This window comes from Mucilaginibacter sp. R-33 (assembly GCF_049949235.1).
Taxonomy (GTDB): domain Bacteria; phylum Bacteroidota; class Bacteroidia; order Sphingobacteriales; family Sphingobacteriaceae; genus Mucilaginibacter.
Genome location: NZ_CP188089.1, coordinates 349,082 through 365,135 on the forward strand (window position 1 = coordinate 349,082; position 16,054 = coordinate 365,135).

At 43.5% G+C, this 16,054-nt stretch carries 15 protein-coding genes; 8 read left to right on the top strand and 7 right to left on the bottom strand.

The window, feature by feature from the left end; all coding sequences use genetic code 11:
* Positions 1–25 precede the first annotated feature (25 nt).
* The 5 genes from ACP26M_RS01660 to ACP26M_RS01680 all read right to left on the bottom strand — a co-directional run bounded on the left by ACP26M_RS01660 (position 26) and on the right by ACP26M_RS01680 (position 5,333).
* Positions 26–1,567: a DHA2 family efflux MFS transporter permease subunit gene (locus ACP26M_RS01660; RefSeq protein ID WP_426585570.1), complete on the bottom strand. Its 1,542-nt coding sequence runs from the start codon at positions 1,565–1,567 to the stop codon at positions 26–28.
* Between the two features lie 82 nt (positions 1,568–1,649).
* Entirely contained in the window at positions 1,650–2,387 is a 738-nt protein-coding gene (locus tag ACP26M_RS01665) for an SDR family oxidoreductase (RefSeq protein WP_426585572.1), read from the bottom strand.
* Positions 2,388–2,617: 230 nt separating this feature from the next.
* Positions 2,618–3,211, bottom strand: a complete 594-nt coding sequence (locus ACP26M_RS01670) for a LutC/YkgG family protein (RefSeq protein WP_426585574.1) — start codon at positions 3,209–3,211, stop codon at positions 2,618–2,620.
* Positions 3,208–4,596 (bottom strand): lactate utilization protein B, encoded by a 1,389-nt coding sequence (locus ACP26M_RS01675; protein ID WP_426585576.1) that lies wholly within the window; start codon positions 4,594–4,596, stop codon positions 3,208–3,210. The genes ACP26M_RS01670 and ACP26M_RS01675 overlap by 4 nt, the downstream gene beginning before the upstream one ends.
* Entirely contained in the window at positions 4,596–5,333 is a 738-nt protein-coding gene (locus ACP26M_RS01680; RefSeq protein WP_426585578.1) for a (Fe-S)-binding protein, read from the bottom strand. The genes ACP26M_RS01675 and ACP26M_RS01680 overlap by 1 nt, the downstream gene beginning before the upstream one ends.
* 243 nt (positions 5,334–5,576) lie before the next feature.
* Here ACP26M_RS01680 and ACP26M_RS01685 point away from each other — a divergent pair, with 243 nt between their 5' ends.
* Together ACP26M_RS01685 and ACP26M_RS01690 are read left to right on the top strand one after the other, a co-directional pair.
* Positions 5,577–5,795 carry a hypothetical protein gene (locus tag ACP26M_RS01685; RefSeq protein ID WP_426585580.1) on the top strand — a complete coding sequence of 73 codons (219 nt, stop codon included), beginning with the start codon at positions 5,577–5,579 and terminating at the stop codon, positions 5,793–5,795.
* The gene (locus tag ACP26M_RS01690) at positions 5,795–6,205 is read left to right on the top strand and encodes a putative toxin-antitoxin system toxin component, PIN family (protein WP_426585582.1); all 411 of its coding nucleotides are present in this window, start codon (positions 5,795–5,797) and stop codon (positions 6,203–6,205) included. Before ACP26M_RS01685 ends, ACP26M_RS01690 begins: the two co-directional genes overlap by 1 nt.
* A gap of 274 nt (positions 6,206–6,479) precedes the next feature.
* Here the strand turns inward: ACP26M_RS01690 and ACP26M_RS01695 are convergent, their stop codons facing one another.
* Both ACP26M_RS01695 and ACP26M_RS01700 read right to left on the bottom strand, forming a co-directional pair.
* Entirely contained in the window at positions 6,480–7,124 is a 645-nt protein-coding gene (locus tag ACP26M_RS01695; RefSeq protein WP_426585584.1) for an START domain-containing protein, read from the bottom strand.
* A 136-nt stretch (positions 7,125–7,260) separates the two neighbouring features.
* On the bottom strand, positions 7,261–9,930 hold the full coding sequence (locus ACP26M_RS01700) for a family 78 glycoside hydrolase catalytic domain (protein WP_426585586.1): 2,670 nt from the start codon (positions 9,928–9,930) through the stop codon (positions 7,261–7,263).
* Positions 9,931–10,215: 285 nt separating this feature from the next.
* Between ACP26M_RS01700 and argH the strand changes: the two genes are divergently transcribed.
* The 6 genes from argH to ACP26M_RS01730 all read left to right on the top strand — a co-directional run bounded on the left by argH (position 10,216) and on the right by ACP26M_RS01730 (position 16,028).
* The gene (argH, locus tag ACP26M_RS01705; protein WP_426585588.1) at positions 10,216–11,550 is read left to right on the top strand and encodes an argininosuccinate lyase; all 1,335 of its coding nucleotides are present in this window, start codon (positions 10,216–10,218) and stop codon (positions 11,548–11,550) included.
* 44 nt (positions 11,551–11,594) lie between these two features.
* Positions 11,595–12,692 carry a thioredoxin-like domain-containing protein gene (locus ACP26M_RS01710; protein WP_426585590.1) on the top strand — a complete coding sequence of 366 codons (1,098 nt, stop codon included), beginning with the start codon at positions 11,595–11,597 and terminating at the stop codon, positions 12,690–12,692.
* Between the two features lie 112 nt (positions 12,693–12,804).
* On the top strand, positions 12,805–13,011 hold the full coding sequence (locus tag ACP26M_RS01715) for a YwbE family protein (protein WP_091211944.1): 207 nt from the start codon (positions 12,805–12,807) through the stop codon (positions 13,009–13,011).
* Between the two features lie 230 nt (positions 13,012–13,241).
* Positions 13,242–13,766, top strand: coding sequence for a DUF1345 domain-containing protein (locus tag ACP26M_RS01720; protein ID WP_426585593.1), 525 nt, complete (start codon positions 13,242–13,244; stop codon positions 13,764–13,766).
* Positions 13,767–13,982: 216 nt separating this feature from the next.
* On the top strand, positions 13,983–15,617 hold the full coding sequence (locus tag ACP26M_RS01725) for an amidase (RefSeq protein ID WP_426585595.1): 1,635 nt from the start codon (positions 13,983–13,985) through the stop codon (positions 15,615–15,617).
* Between the two features lie 9 nt (positions 15,618–15,626).
* Positions 15,627–16,028, top strand: coding sequence for a helix-turn-helix domain-containing protein (locus tag ACP26M_RS01730; RefSeq protein WP_426585597.1), 402 nt, complete (start codon positions 15,627–15,629; stop codon positions 16,026–16,028).
* Positions 16,029–16,054: the final 26 nt, after the last annotated feature.

The window sequence follows — 16,054 nt, forward strand, 5'->3', positions numbered from 1 at the left end:
ATGCAAATATACCAATTGGTATTAATTAGTGGTCATTTATGATAACAACAGGACGGGCTTGTTTTTTACGGTTGATAACAAGGAACAAGAGCGGCATAGCCAGTAAAAATATCAAACCCGAAAACAGGTAGGCATCCAGATAGCTTAATAAAAATGATTGTCTGTTAATGGTGCTGTCAATAACTGCTATAGCTTTATTATGCGCGTCAAATGATGTAAATCCTTTGCTGCCAAAGTAATTAGTAAGCTTTGCGATACGTGCTGTGGTTTGATCATTGAAAATATTAATATTAGATAACAGGTCATTGCGGTGCAATCCGAAACGTTGGGCTACATAAGTGTTGATAACGGCGATACCAAACGAACCTCCTAACTGCCGCATCATGTTATTTAAAGCAGTTCCCTGTGGAATGTCTTTAGGTTCGAGCCCCGATACAGCTAAAGCTGTAAGCGGAACGGTCAATAAGGCAATACCCATGGCACGGTAAATAAGCGGACCAACCAAATCGCCAGGTGCTGCCTCCAGGTTCATGCGCGACATTTGCCAGGTAAAGGTGATAAAGATGATGAAACCGGCGGTGATAATAATTAATGGCGATACGCCTTTTTTTAACAATGTGGCCGAAAATAACAAGCCCACAATGGCCAGAACCGCACCCGGTAACAGAATAAGCCCGGTGATGGTAGGCGGGAACAGAAGCACCCTTTGAGCAAGAACAGGCGTAAGGAATACAGACGTAAACAGGCCAAAACCGGTCACAAACGTCAATATAGCCGCTACCGCGAGCGACTTGCTTCGCAACACCCTAAGATCGATAACAGGGTTAGGCGTTGTAAGCTCCCACCAAATGAAAGTACTGAGACTGATAACAGCAATTATAGTAAGCACGATGATATAAACTGCCGAAAACCAGTCGTCCGTTTCGCCGCGTTCCAATACGGTTTGGAGGGAGCCTATGCCGATGACGAGCAGGAGGATGCCCCACCAGTCTACACTTTTTACTTTGGCTTTGATCTCCGGTTCAGTGACCAGCAATAAACTGGATATAGTTACAGCAATACCGATAGGGATGTTGATGTAAAAGATCCATGGCCAACTATAATTTTCGGTAATGAACCCACCCAGAGTAGGGCCAATAGTCGGGCCTAAAAACACACCCACGCCAAACAGCGCGCTGGCTATGCCCACGCGTTCCTTGCCGTAAACCTCAAATACAATAGCCTGAGATACTGACAACAGCGCGCCGCCACCGATGCCCTGCAAAAAGCGAAAAGCAACCAGTGTCCATATGTTTGACGCGAGTCCGCACATGGCCGAAAAGAAAGTGAACGCGATGATAGACCCGATATAATAATTACGCCGGCCAAGCTTGGTGGTTAAAAAACTGGTCATTGGTATTACGATGATGTTGGCAATGGCATAAGCTGTAATAACCCAGGAAGTATCTTCGAGTGTGGCGCCAAGGTTACCGCTCATGTGCGAGAGGGCAACATTTACTATGGAGGTGTCTATCAGTTCCATGATAGCAGCAGCTATTACGGTAATGATAAGGATGCTTTTTTTCATTGAAGTATGAGATTTGGAACTAATAATTATCCTAAAAAATACCAATCGGTATTTTTTAGGATAAAAAAATTAAGCCAGAGAATTATCTCTGGTGAAGAGCTTTCAATGCTTCGGCTGGGTTTGACAGGAACAAGCGGTAGAATGGTTCGGTGCCACCAACGCGGATCTCGTAGTTGTCGGCTTCAAAACCGGATACAAATTCATCGGCAACTTGCGAAGCCGGGATCCCATTATGACCGCCAATCTCTGCCGAAAATTCGGTGTCAACCAATGGAGGCATCAACTCAAATACTTTAACATTGGTGTTTTCCAAAGCTGCCCTCAATGAAATGGTATAAGAGTGCAAGGCAGCTTTAGTTGCCGAATAGGTAGCAGTTTGTTTACCAGGCAAAAAAGCAACTATTGACGATACGTTAACAATGGCGGCATCGCTTTGCTGTTGTAAAACAGGAAGCAATTTTTCGTTAAGGCGGATTACTGAAATATAGTTGGTAAACATTTCAGTTTGCGCGTTTTCAAAAACATTAGGTGTGGTAAGCAGGTCATTGATTGAAGCTGCACCGGCGTTATTGATCACCACATTTAGCTGAGGGAAATCTTTTTTCACTTTTGCGGTTAGTGCCTCTACATCATCTGCATTTGAGATATCTGCTTTAATAGCGGTTACATTTTGTAATTGAGCGGCTGCTTTGTCCAAGCGATCCTGGTTGCGGCCAATAATGATTACGTGGTTATTTTTAGATGATAGTTGTTTTGCAATTTCAAAACCTATACCGGCACTGCCGCCGGTTATCAATACTGTATTTTGTGAAGTTTTCATGTTGTTGTGTGTCATTTAGTTTTGACAGTACAAAAATATACCAATCGGTATATTTTTGTATCATCCATTTGTCATTGTTGTAAATTGTTGATTTTTAGGTTAGTTAGAGGCGAGTGAGGTGTAAACAAAAACGTCATTGCGAGGTACGAAGCAATCCCAAACTATACAGGGTAGACCTGCTTATAGGGGATTGCTTCGTACCTCGCAATGACGTTGTTTTTAAAAGATCTTTACAAAAGTATAAACACTGATAAACTCCTTGGCCCATGCGCACCAATCACCAATGACTGCTCAATATCCGCTGTTTTTGAGGGGCCGGAGATAAACGAACCATAGCCATAATCGGCATCGCTAATGGTTTGATAAGCCTGCGCCATGGTAGGCACAAAATCATCTTTACCAATCACTACCGCCAAATGCTGTGCTATAAAAGGTAATACGCGGCTTCCCATATCCTTTTCAGTAAGCCAGAGGGCCCCGTTTTCGGCAACACCAAGTTTAGTACTAAGTACGGTTAGCTCCACATCGGCAAAGTTGTGGCCGTCTTCGTGTTTCACGTTTTCGGCATAAATGTAATCGCTCAGTTCGTTAAGGGCAGATATGATTTTTACACCGGGTTTAAATTCATTGTTGATGATGGTTTTGATCTCATCAAAGCCACTAACCTCATAAACGAAGCTTCCGCCTGCTGTAGCTATGGTTTTGTATTTTGACACCAGATCAGTTCTGACATCGGTTAGCGTATTCAGCACTTCCATATCTGGCAGCGGCATAGCAGCGGGCTGATTAAATTTTACAGCAGCTAATATTTTTTCTCGGCTCATGAGTTTTTTGTTCCTTTCCTTTTGGCATACCATTCGCCAAACGATTCATCGGGTGCTTTTGGCATTTCGCGTTGGTTGTACCAGGGATTTAATTTATTATTTACCGCAAATGGGGCATATTTAAACACCAGTCGACCGGTTTTTCCGCCCATACGGTACAGGGTTGGTGAGGCCAACGTTAACGCCATAGCTTTCATGGCTATAGTTTTTGCTTTGGGCGAATATCCTTCCTTCACAATCACCTGCCGCCATTTATACAATTGGTCATGAATATCTATCTTAACCGGGCACACGTTGCTGCACGAACCGCAAAGGGTAGAGGCAAAGGGCAGGTCGGCATATTTTTTCATGTCGAGGTTAGGGGCGAGGATAGAGCCTATTGGTCCGGCAACGGCGGTATGGTAGCTGTGACCACCACTTTTGCGATAAACCGGGCAGGTATTCATACAAGCCCCGCAACGGATACATTTCAATGAATTGCGAAAGTCCTCGCGACCCAGCTGAATACTCCGCCCGTTATCAACAATAATAATATGAATTTCAGTGCCATCCTGCGGTTTGCTGAAATGGCTTGAGTAGGTAGTAATAGGCTGCCCCGTAGCGCTACGGGTAAGCAGGCGTAGAAACACACCAAGGTGTTTTCTTTCAGGGATGATTTTTTCAATGCCCATCGAGGCGATATGGATCTCGGCCAAATGCGCCCCCATGTCGGCGTTACCCTCGTTGGTACAGATCACGAACTCGCCTGTTTCGGCAATAGCAAAATTAACGCCGGTAAGAGCTGCGCGACGGGTTAAAAATACTTCGCGCAGGTGTTGGCGGGCAGTTTCCGTCAATATTTTAGGATCCGATTCGCCTTTTGCCGAACCTAAATGTTCGTGGAAAATATCACCTATCTCTTCCTTTTTTTTGTGGATACAAGGCAGCACAATATGGCTTGGCGGTTCATTGGCCAACTGTACAATACGCTCGCCAAGGTCGGAGTCAATTACGTCGATGCCCTGTTCTTTCAGGTATTCATTTAAATGGCATTCCTCGGTAAGCATCGATTTGCTTTTAACCATTTTGGTAATGCCCTTTTGCTCAAGCAGGCTGTGTACAATGTGGTTATGTTCTGTGGCGTCGGCCGCCCAGTGTACAATAATGCCATTTTTAATGGCGTTGGCCTCAAACTGCTCCAGGTAGGTGCTCAGGTTTGAGAGTACGTTAAATTTTATTTGGGATGCCGTTTCGCGCAGCAATTCCCATTCAGGGAGTTTATGCGCAGCAATATCTCTTTTAGCGCGTACCCACCACAGGGTTTCGTCGTGCCAGTTTACACGTGGCTCGTCGCGATTAAATTCGGCAGCTAAATGCGGGTGGTCTTTGGTAGTAGCGGTACTCATTACATGCTGTGGTTTAAAATTTCGGCTACGTGAATTACTTTAACATCGCTGTTTTGACGGCGTAAAATGCCTTCGAGGTGCATAAGACACGAAAGATCGGCCGAGGTGATGTACTGCGCGCCATGCGATATGTGATCTGCCACCCGGTCTTTACCCATTTTGGCCGATACAGCTTCCTCAACCACGCAAAATGTACCGCCGAAACCGCAGCAATCGTCCTGGCGGCTTAATGGTACCAGTTCCAGTCCATTCACCATATCAAGTAGTTGTGCCGGTTTGCTGAAAGGTTCGGCCACTAATTCACTCATTTGGGCTATGCGCAATCCGCGTAATCCATGGCAGCTTTGGTGCAATCCAACCCGGTAAGGAAAGCTGGCTGAGAGTTGTTTTACCCGTAATACATCAACCAAAAACTCGGTAAGCTCATAAATCTTTTTGCGGATCTCTGTTGCCTGGTCCTCTTTTCCATCAGCATGTAAATGCTCTTTGATGTGCAGGGTACAACTCCCCGAAGGACAAACGATATAATCATACCCCGAAAAATTATCGACAAATAAATTATTGCAACCGCCGGTTAAATGCTCATAGCCCGAATTGGCCATCGGCTGCCCGCAGCAGGTTTGATTTTTAGGGTAGTGGACTTCACAGCCAAGTTTTTCCAGTAACTCCAGCGTGGCAATAGCCGCCTGGGGGTAAAACTGGTCAACATAGCAAGGAACAAACAAGGCAACTCTCATCGTTTACACGTTTACTTTATTGGTTGAAGCAATATTAGCGTTTATCATTTGCACAACTATCCCCTGGTATCTTGCCGGCAAATCAAACGGTTATATACTAACATCGAAAGTACAGCTAAGTGTGACACGAGTTTTCAATTTTATTTGCAAAATGTTGACTTTTATTTGCAGAAAAGGGAGGATAGACATGGTTTTGATGTTATGCGATAAATTAGGTAAATTTGTTAGGTAAAGATTATTACAATGGCAATAGCTCAGAAATCTCATACCGAACTTAATCCTATACAGGTAAGCTTGTTAAGGTTATTCAATCGCCCAATGTCTGAAAAAGAGACGCTGGAATTAAAAAAGCTATTGACTGATTATTACGCCGACAAATTAGAAGAAGAAGTGAATAAAACAATGTCGGAAAAAGGGTATACCCAACAAGATTTTGATAAAATGCTCAATGCGGATAGCTAATGAGGGCAGTTATCGATACAAATTGTCTTCTCGCCTCTATCCCTTCCCAAAGTTCCCATTATTGGCTGTACAAAGCATTTAAAGATCTCAAATTTGAATGGCTTATCAGCAATGAAGTACTTACGGAGTATAATGAATTGCTTTCTTCGTATTATTCCACTCAAACCGCGGAGCTTGTGCTAAATCTATTGAGTGTTGCTCAGAATGTTATCTATACAGAAGCCTATTTTAAGTGGAATTTGATAACAAATGACCCTGATGACAATAAATTTGTAGATTTAGCAATAGCCGCAAATGCAGATTATATTGTTACGAATGATAAACATTTTGATATTTTAAAGGATCTTGACTTTCCAGAACTCAATGTTGTATCCCTTAATCAATTTCGAGAAATAATTTTAGGAAATTGAAAATTCTATCTGAACCAGAATTGAGGAACTGACAGCTAAATTCAATAAATTCTTTAATTCGTTTAATTCAAGTTTGACAAAAAGTAAAATCCCATAAATCCTCTAATCCTAAAAATCCCGGTTCAGAATATGGGCGTTGCCTCCGGCCAGGCTTTCCGCTCATACGCCTGCAGGCCTTATACGCATTGGCCGGTATCCGCTGCAATCCTTAACGCGAAATTTGTTTTCAATTATAAATTCGTTGCTAAACGCTCCCCCTTTAGGGGGCTGGGGGCTACTGCACATATGCCAGCTTCACATCCTTATAAGCCGGTTTCTGCAATTGTTTTTTTAAACCTTTGAAACTTTCGGTAGGGCCTTGTGCGGCAAACATGTTAATAAGCCATGCAGGTACCGAACCTCCGGGGTCAAGGTGCAGGGTGTACACAATACTTACATGGGAGCTATCAACAGGAGTAATAATCCACTTGCCGGTTGAATTTTCCACCCTTACAATGCCATCTTTCGCGGGTACCATGTTAGAGATAACTGGAGCGTCAATAGTAACCACTTTGGTTTTAGGATCTTGTGTAACCTTTAAATGCGCTACGAAATCGCGGTTATGCACCGGCCAGGGTATGTTTACCTCCGAGTAATAATAAATATCCGATGGCGACACCTGCTTAATAATGGTAGCCGATTTGGTGTGATAAACCCACTCGCTGCAGGTTTTAATGTCCATAAGCACAGCTACCAACTGAGCAGCAGTTGCGTTAAATGTGCATTCTACTTTAATGGCTTTGATTTTTGAATCGGGGATGTGGCGGGTATAAACCCTGATGCCTTCCTTATCGGTGCTTAATGACCATGGCTCTTCCGGGCCTGCAACGGCAAATTTTGTAACAAATAATAAAAATACAATAGAAAATATCCTGTGCATGGTATCAGTGATTGTAAATAAGGTATGGCAAATTTATATACAAAAACAGGCCGGGGTTGCCCCGGCCTGTCAGTAAATGGTCATTTGATATGCGCAGATATTGAAATATGAAAATACTATGGCATTTGAAACTCCATTACTTTACTTCGAATACATAGCTGCCAGCAGCTATCTTGTACACTCCTGTGGTGGCAATCGCTTTGCCGCTGGCATAAACTTTACCGGCCGGGAAGGTAATTGTCGCGGTTGAGTTTGCAGGCACAGTAACTTTATAAGTTACACCGCTGCCAGTACGCTGCCATGATGAAACGATGTTACCATAAGGCCCTTTATGCGTTGCAGCAAACTCATTTAAACCCGGTACAAAATGGGGTTGGAGCAGCACGTTTTTAAAGCCCGGATGCTCCGGATCAGGGTGGATGCCTGCAATGCCTTTGTACAGCCATGCGCCAATTTCGCCAAACATGATGTGGTTAAGGGAGATATCGGATTTAGCATCTATCTGCCAGTTTTCATACAGGGTGGTAGCGCCGTTAACCATCCACCAGCCCCATGACGGGAAAGTTTCCTGCGATGCTATTTTGTAAGCTACATCCGGGTAGCCGTTATCGCTCAAGGCGCTCAATATGGCTTTGGCACCCAAAATGCCCACATCCAAATGGAAATTATCGGTTTCAACGCGCTTAGCCAGGTTGGCAGCAACTTTGCTCTTCATATTTTCGGGAACTACACCCCAGTAAAGTGGCACGCTTAGTTCTGTTTGCAGGCCTTTGCCATAAATGCCGGTTGCAGTGTTTAAGTATTTTGCGTTAATGGCATTTTTGATCTTACCAGCCAACGCCGAGTATCTTATGTAATCGGCTTGTTTGCCCAGTATTTTGGCTGCTTTGGCCAATATGCGGGCATCGGTATAATAATAAACCGATGAAGTGAGTTCAACCGGCGAAACCGATTTTACCGGCACCCAGTCGCCAAGGCCCCAGCTGGTCAGGCCGGTTGGGTAAAGCTCGTCAATATGGTTTACGTATTTTTCAATAGCTGTATAGTTATCGGCCAGTAGTTTGCTATCGCCATAAAACAAATAAATATTGTAAGGGATAATGGCGATGGTGCTGGTCCAGTCGGGCCCGTTACCCCATTCATAGCCCCAGCCTCCGGTTGGGATAATGGACGGTAACACGCCGTTTGGCTGCTGCTCGTCGCGGTGGTCGGCCAGCCATTTTTCGTAAACAGTTATTCCGTCAAAGTTATACAAACCTGTCTCGCTGGCAATATGGGCATCGCCTGTCCAACCGTTTTTTTCGCGCTGAGGACAATCAGTAGGATAGCCGAACAGGTTGCTGAGGTAGCTATTGTTGGTAGCCACCCAGATTTGGTTAATGGTTGGGTTTGATGCTTTTACCGTACCAATAGGCTCCACATCGCTGTGCATAAAAAATGCCTTGATATTTTCTTTGCCAATCTGGATAGGTTTACTGCTGCTTACCTCAATATATTGAAATCCCTTATAATTAAAGCGAGGTGAAAATGTTTCTTCACCTTTGCCGCCTAAAATGAAAATATCGGTTTGGAAGGGGTCTTTATCATCAGTTGGGCGGTAATGCAGATCAATGTTCGATTGATCAACATGGCCGTTTTTGTTTAACCTTTCTGCATGTTTAAGGCGGATCACGGTGCCCGAGTCTCCTTTAACAGTGATTTGACTCACGCCCGAAATATTTCGGCCCATGTCAAACACCCAAACATCGCTGTCAATTTTGGTAACGCTTTTGGTGCTGATGGTATCAACCGCACGGATAGGCTGCATAGCTTGCGATACAATGTTCATGGACGGGGCCGAACGGTTGATCACCGGTTTCCATTTGCTGTCGTCAAAATTAGCAGTGTTCCAGCCCGGTTGTTCTAACCGGCCGTCGTAATGCTCGGCAGTATAAATGCTGTTGAAAACAATAGGACTAAGCGACGTTTTCCAGTCGGTGCCGGATTTTATGGTTTCAACTGTGCCATCGGTATAGGTTATGCGTAGGTCCATGCAAAACGCCGGGCGACCACGCCATGGCGCCTGGTGAAAAAACCAAACCGCAGTACTTTGGTGATTGTACCAACCATTACCTAACAACACACCCACAGCATTTTTGCCGCTTTGCAACTGAGCTGTAACATCGTACGAAACGTAGAGTGTGCGCCTGTCGAACCGGGTATACATAGGATCGAGGCGATGATTGCCGATCTTTTTGCCGTTGAGATAAAGTTCATATAAGCCAGCAACCGCGATATAAGCCCTTGCTGAGCGGATTGGTTTAGCTACCTTAAATGTATTGCGAAAATAGGGGGCGGGATTTACTGCTATCCCTTTATTATCGCTGATCCATGAACCCTGCCAGTTTTGCATGCCCATAATGCCGGTTTCAAAACTGGCTACCGGCGCTGCAGCGAGTTTTTTACCAGCCTTATCCCAGAGCTGAACTTTCCAGTAATATTTAGTAAAAGGTTTTAGTTGCTGGCCACTATAAATGGCAAGGCTGTTTGATGAAGCAATTTTAGGGGTAGTCCACGCGTTGCCTTTACCCGCCGAAACCACAATAGAATCAGTCCCCACATAGAGTTGATAGGCACTTTGAGCGGCTCCCTGCGCTTTATCATTCATTAACCAGGTTAAACGGGGATGTGTATTATCGATACCTATCGGGTTTACAAGATATTCACTTTTAAGACCTGTAGCCCCAGGCGTTTGAGCTTGTGTTACCGAATAAAAGCAAAATGATAAGGCAATGCAGAGCAATGGCTTACATAGAGGGTGTTTCATGTGGTTAAGATAGCGGTTTGTACGTTATTGGCCAAAGACTATGGTATGTTGTCACAATCAACAATGTTAATTGGATGAATTGGGATTGGCATCCTGAACTGTCTGAACCTGGATTTTGACCATTGATTTTTTCTGATTACGTTGATTACGCTGATTTTTTTCTGAACTCGAATTTATGCGATTAAGGAACTAACAGAATGCTGAGCAAATTCAATAAATTCATTTAATTCAATAAATTCGAGTTCAGACAAAATAAGACAGTTCTCATTTTTATACATTTGCACCATGAGCAAGCTATGGCAAAAAACTACCAACGTTAACGAACTGGTTGAAAACTTTACTGTTGGCCGCGACCGCGAATTTGATGAGCAAATGGCGGCGTTTGATGTTTTGGGGTCACTGGCCCATACCCACATGCTACAAAGCGTTGGGCTAATGGACGACACTGATTTGGAGCTTGTTCAGCGTGAGTTAAAAACCATTTATGCCGATATTGCCAAAGGCGGTTTTAAAATTGATGAGCATGTTGAGGACGTGCACTCGCAGGTTGAGTTACTATTGACCCAGCGGATAGGCGATGCCGGCAAAAAGATCCATAGCGGCCGTTCACGTAACGACCAGGTTTTGGTTGACTTGAAACTATTTTTCCGCAGCCAGTTGCAGGAAGTAGTTGAAAGCACTGAAACACTGTTTCGCCTGCTTATCGAATTAAGTGATAAATACAAGGATGTTTTATTGCCAGGTTATACCCATTTACAGGTGGCTATGCCGTCATCATTCGGCTTGTGGTTTGGCGCTTACGCCGAAAGCCTGGTTGATGACCTTGAACTGGTTTTAGCGGCTTACCGTATCACCAATAAAAACCCGCTGGGCTCGGCCGCCGGTTATGGCTCGTCATTTCCGCTTAACCGTACCTTAACCACACAGCTTTTAGGTTTTGACAACCTGAATTATAACGTTGTTTACGCGCAAATGGGGCGCGGCAAAACCGAGCGTATCATTGCACAGGCCATATCAACTATTGCAGCAACGCTGGCTAAAATGGCCATGGATCAAACCTTGTACCTGAGCCAAAATTTCTCGTTTGTAAGTTATCCGGACGCATTAACTACCGGCAGCAGCATCATGCCGCATAAAAAGAACCCCGATGTTTGGGAAATTATGCGCGGCAAATGTAACCGCCTGCAAGCCCTGCCTACTGATGTAGCCATGATGACTACTAATTTACCATCAGGATATCACCGTGAGCTTCAATTACTGAAAGAATTGTTATTCCCTGCTTTTGCCGACCTGAAACATTGCCTTCAAATGGCAACTTTTATGTTGCAAAATATCACAGTAAAGACAGATATCCTGGACGATGCCAAATATGCTTACCTGTTTAGTGTTGAAGAAGTAAACCGTTTAACATTAAGCGGCACGCCATTCCGTGATGCTTACAAGCAGGTTGGTTTGGCTATTGAAGCAGGCAATTTTAATCCTGATAAAACGGTGAACCATACCCACGAGGGTAGCATTGGTAACCTTGGTAACGAGCAGATTGCTGCCTCATTTGATAAACTGATCAGTAATTTTGATTTCGGAAAAGTAGAGCAGGCAATAAAAGGATTGGTTGAATAGTTATCTTAGTAACGGGAAACTCTTAAATTCCTGATACTAAACCTATGAAGAAGCCTTATTACCTCATTCTGTTGATACTTATTAGCTTATTTTCGTGTAAACGCGATAACGGTGTAACTATCAAAGGCGACATACGGGGCCTTAAAAGTAAATGGGTTTATTATAAGCCCGTTTTTCCACAGATGGTCCGACCTTCAGACTCCGCTAAAGTTACAGATGGGAAATTTGAATTTAACTTTCAGTCGGATACTGCTTTTTTTGCTAATCTTGTTTCTATAAGTTACCTGGATGAAAAAGGGATCAGGAAACCTATAGCTGTTACTAACCCTTATGAGCACGCAAAGAACCACTCCAGGTATACTGATTTCGTTTTGGGGCCAGGATTGACAACCATAACCGGCGATTTTTCTAAAAATACAGGCGCTGTACTGAATGGTGGTACGCAGACCGATTTTTATCTCAGGAATATCACGTTACCTTTCATTCAGATGAGCGAAGACGGCGCCGTTAGAAATAAACAGGCAGCACGGATCGAAAGAATAATTAAGCGGGCGCCTGACGCATATTGGACTTTATATGCATTTAATAATCTTAGATTTTACTTTAATCACAAAGAGTTGAAAAGCTTCTACGCCATGTTTGGCAATGAAGCAAAATCATCATATTATGGCAGACGGCTTAAACTATTTATAGATAATCAACCTTTAAACCAAAATCAATTCGTCAATAGTATTTTCGCCGATCAGGAAGCAAAACCGGTTACCCTGATAGATAATACGAAAAAGTTGAACATGGTAATATTCTGGGCAAGCTGGTGCGTGCCATGCAGGCGGGAAATTCCATCATTAAGAAGAATAACAGAGCAGTTTAGTAAAGATGATGTGAGATTTGTAAGTGTATCATTAGATGCAAAAAAAGAGAATTGGCTACAGGCACTGAAAAAAGAAAATATGCCATGGCAGCAACTAATCATACCTCAACAAGAATACGCAAAGGCTCAGGCAAAATACAATTTAGGTTTTATCCCACAAGTATACCTTGTAAACAACAAAAATGTGATTGTAAAAAAAATTGATGGCTTTGACAATGGCAACGAAGAACGTGTTAAAACTTTTATAGCCGATTATCTTGCGAAAAATTGATATTTGCCTGGTTTTTGTGATAAGATTATTGTCGATCTATTCAATCAAATCAATCAGACAAAATCAAAAAGAAAAATCAGCGAAATCAACGTAATCAAACAAATCAACGGTCATGAATGGACAAAACAGAAGCGATATATACCCAGGCCTTGAGGTTGATATTATATTAAAAAAAGACCAGCGTACAGGTACGCTGACCAGGGGTTTCGTAAAACGGTTGTTAACCAGCGCAGCCTACCATTCGCGCGGAATAAAAGTGCAGTTGGATGACGGGCAGGTAGGCCGTGTGGCCTGGATTGTTGAGGAAGACGATTTTTAGTATCTTCATTTATTCTACATCAAACATTATCATATTTATGGTGTAGCTTAAATTGTATGCCTCAAAAAGCCAAACCAAAAAACAAAGTCTTTTTTAGTCTTGATGCCCATCACCGCCTCCTGATCTCGTTAGGGGCCGCAGCAATAACACTGTTTTTCTCCTGGGCCCATTTTTCGGCACCAACGGTGGCATTAGTAACCTGGATAGCATTTGGTTTATGCGTCATTATTATGGATTGGATCATTATTCTGACGGCTAACCCCGCCGAAATCCGTAAAATAGCCAGTATCGAAGACTCAAGCCGCACGCTGATATTTTTGTTTGTGATAGTATCATCGCTGATGAGTTTACTGGCCATAATGTTCCTGTTGTTATCCACAAAAAACCAATCGGATGCGGTTGTGACGGCGCGGGTTTTATTGGCCATGGCATCGGTTATTGTTTCATGGTGGCTGGTACACACTATATTCTCCTTGCGTTATGCCCATATGTATTATACTACAGATCCCGATGATGATAAAAAACTCAAACATCTCGGCGGTCTTGAATTCCCCGGTAATGAAAAAGAACCTGATTACCTCGATTTTGTATATTTCTCATTTGTTGTAGGCATGACGTTCCAGGTATCTGACGTGGAGATTTCCGCCCGGTCTATCCGCAGGCTGGCCTGGCTGCACGGGTTGATTTCTTTTGCATTTAATACAGCTATTGTCGCCTTGAGTATTAATGTGATATCGGGGATGATATCTAAATAGAAAAGACGTCATCCCGAATTTATTTCGGGATCCCATTTGCACGGCGAACCTGCATGGTTTAAACTAAGCAGTTGGGGTGCTGAAACAAGTTCAGCACGACTTCGTTTATTTTAGATTGGCATATCTTCCTTTGTAACATTTAACTATCTGCACCTCCCGCACCTTTCAAAGTAGTTAAATATTTTGTTACTTGTAATGCCTTTTATTTAAACAGTTATGCACAGAAGAAATTTCCTCAAAACCGGTTCATTAGCCGGGTTAACGATATCTACTTTAGTAGCGGCATCCTGCAATCAGCCATCTGCCGAAAATAAAGCTGATGAAACTGCCGCTGCTGATAACAGTAAGGACGATATATTTGAACTGAGCGAAATAACCATTGCCGATCTGCAGCAAAAAATGCAGAGCAAGCAGTTTACTTCAAGGCTGATTACCGAGCTGTACCTGAAACGCATTGATCAGATAGATAAAAAAGGAATTATGCTTAACTCGGTTATCGAGCTTAATAAAGATGCCCTGAATATGGCCGATGCAATGGATCGTGAACGTGAAAAGGGGAAAGTACGCGGCCCGCTGCACGGCATACCAGTGCTGATCAAGGATAATATTAACACCGGCGATAATATGCATACCACAGCGGGTTCATTGGCATTAGCCGATAATTTTGCTAAACAGGACGCCTTCATTGTACATAAGCTCCGCGAGGCGGGAGCGGTGATATTAGGCAAAACTAATTTAAGCGAGTGGGCAAACTTTCGCTCCACGCGTTCGACAAGTGCCTGGAGCAGCAGGGGAGGACAAACCAAATGCCCTTATATTTTAGACAGGAACCCCAGCGGTTCAAGCGCCGGTACGGGAACGGCTGTGGCAGCCAATCTTTGCGCTATTGGTATCGGTACCGAGACTAATGGCTCTATAGTTTCGCCAGCATCGGTTAACGGCTTGGTGGGCATTAAGCCAACTGTGGGATTATGGAGCCGGTCGGGCATAATCCCCATTTCCAAAACGCAGGATACGGCCGGACCAATGGCGCGTACGGTTAAGGACGCCGCTATATTACTCGGGGCGCTTACCGGTATTGATACGCTCGACCTGGCAACACTTGGCAGTAAAGGCAGGATTGAGGCGGATTATACCAAATTTTTAGATGTTAATGGTTTACAAGGCAAACGGCTGGGTATTGAAAAAACAGCGTTTGACGATAAGCCGGCCGTTGTTGCATTATTACAGGATGCCATCAAAATCCTGAAAAGTAAAGGTGCCGAAGTTGTGGAAATTGAACTGAACAAGGAGCTGAAAACCATAGGAAAAAATGAATTTACCGTGCTGCTTTATGAATTTAAAGACGGCCTTAATCAATACTTTGGCAACGCCAACAGCAAAATAAAAACCCTGGCCGATGTAATTGCTTTTAACAAACAAAATGAGGCCAAAGCTATGCCTTTTTTTAAACAGGAGACCATGGAGTTAGCTCAAGCCAAAGGCGACCTGAACAGTAAAGAGTATCTTGACGCAATTAAGCAAACCAATACAGGTACCCGTAAAGTTATCGACGATATGCTGGCCAAATATAAGCTTGATGCAATTATAGGTACTACCAACGGCCCGGCAGTTTGCATCGACCTGGTAAATGGCGATTATGATAATGGTTTCGGTTTTTCGGGGCCTGCAGCTATGGCTGGTTATCCGCACATTACCGTACCCATGGGCCTGGCGCATGACTTACCGGTGGGGTTATCGTTTTTTAGTACGGCTTATAAAGAGGGTGATATCATTAAATTGGGATATGCCTATGAGCAGGCATCTAAAAGGCGGGTAGCACCGTTGTTTAAGCCCGATCTGTTTGCTTAATTTTGTGTTATGGAAGCAACGCTTACTGTTCCGAAAAAGATACTGGCTCGTCAGCATGAAATTACTGCCGACTATTTGAAAGCTATTGATAGGCATCTTGAAGATGTGCTGAACAACCGAGTATTGGACATGTACGAGATCCGTGATTTTGCTGATGAAATGCATATCCATCCCACACATTTGAGCAATACTATTAAACTGACCACAGGTAAACATCCCTGTTTCTTTTTCGAAGAAAAGATCATGGAAATTGCAAAAGCCATGCTTCAGGAAAATACAGTAAGTGTAGCCGAAATAGCTAACCGGCTTACTTTCGACCCGTCAAACTTTACCAAGTTTTTTAAGCGTTTTGAAGGAATAACGCCAAAGCAGTATCGTGAGCAATGGCTGGTAAGGAACCTTGATTTATAGGATTGGAGGATTATATGATATTGTGC

Excerpts from the sequence above, each read along its gene's own strand:
- ACP26M_RS01700 (WP_426585586.1), bottom strand. The coding sequence starts at position 9,930 with ATGAAACACCCTCTATGTAAGCCATTGCTCTGCATTGCCTTATCATTT.
- ACP26M_RS01695 (WP_426585584.1), bottom strand. The coding sequence starts at position 7,124 with ATGCACAGGATATTTTCTATTGTATTTTTATTATTTGTTACAAAATTT.
- ACP26M_RS01665 (WP_426585572.1), bottom strand. The coding sequence starts at position 2,387 with ATGAAAACTTCACAAAATACAGTATTGATAACCGGCGGCAGTGCCGGT.
- ACP26M_RS01725 (WP_426585595.1), top strand. The coding sequence starts at position 13,983 with ATGCACAGAAGAAATTTCCTCAAAACCGGTTCATTAGCCGGGTTAACG.
- ACP26M_RS01675 (WP_426585576.1), bottom strand. The coding sequence starts at position 4,596 with ATGAGTACCGCTACTACCAAAGACCACCCGCATTTAGCTGCCGAATTT.
- argH (WP_426585588.1), top strand. The coding sequence starts at position 10,216 with ATGAGCAAGCTATGGCAAAAAACTACCAACGTTAACGAACTGGTTGAA.
- ACP26M_RS01720 (WP_426585593.1), top strand. The coding sequence starts at position 13,242 with ATGGATTGGATCATTATTCTGACGGCTAACCCCGCCGAAATCCGTAAA.
- ACP26M_RS01685 (WP_426585580.1), top strand. The coding sequence starts at position 5,577 with ATGGCAATAGCTCAGAAATCTCATACCGAACTTAATCCTATACAGGTA.
- ACP26M_RS01715 (WP_091211944.1), top strand. The coding sequence starts at position 12,805 with ATGAATGGACAAAACAGAAGCGATATATACCCAGGCCTTGAGGTTGAT.
- ACP26M_RS01660 (WP_426585570.1), bottom strand. The coding sequence starts at position 1,567 with ATGAAAAAAAGCATCCTTATCATTACCGTAATAGCTGCTGCTATCATG.
- ACP26M_RS01690 (WP_426585582.1), top strand. The coding sequence starts at position 5,795 with ATGAGGGCAGTTATCGATACAAATTGTCTTCTCGCCTCTATCCCTTCC.
- ACP26M_RS01670 (WP_426585574.1), bottom strand. The coding sequence starts at position 3,211 with ATGAGCCGAGAAAAAATATTAGCTGCTGTAAAATTTAATCAGCCCGCT.
- ACP26M_RS01730 (WP_426585597.1), top strand. The coding sequence starts at position 15,627 with ATGGAAGCAACGCTTACTGTTCCGAAAAAGATACTGGCTCGTCAGCAT.
- ACP26M_RS01710 (WP_426585590.1), top strand. The coding sequence starts at position 11,595 with ATGAAGAAGCCTTATTACCTCATTCTGTTGATACTTATTAGCTTATTT.
- ACP26M_RS01680 (WP_426585578.1), bottom strand. The coding sequence starts at position 5,333 with ATGAGAGTTGCCTTGTTTGTTCCTTGCTATGTTGACCAGTTTTACCCC.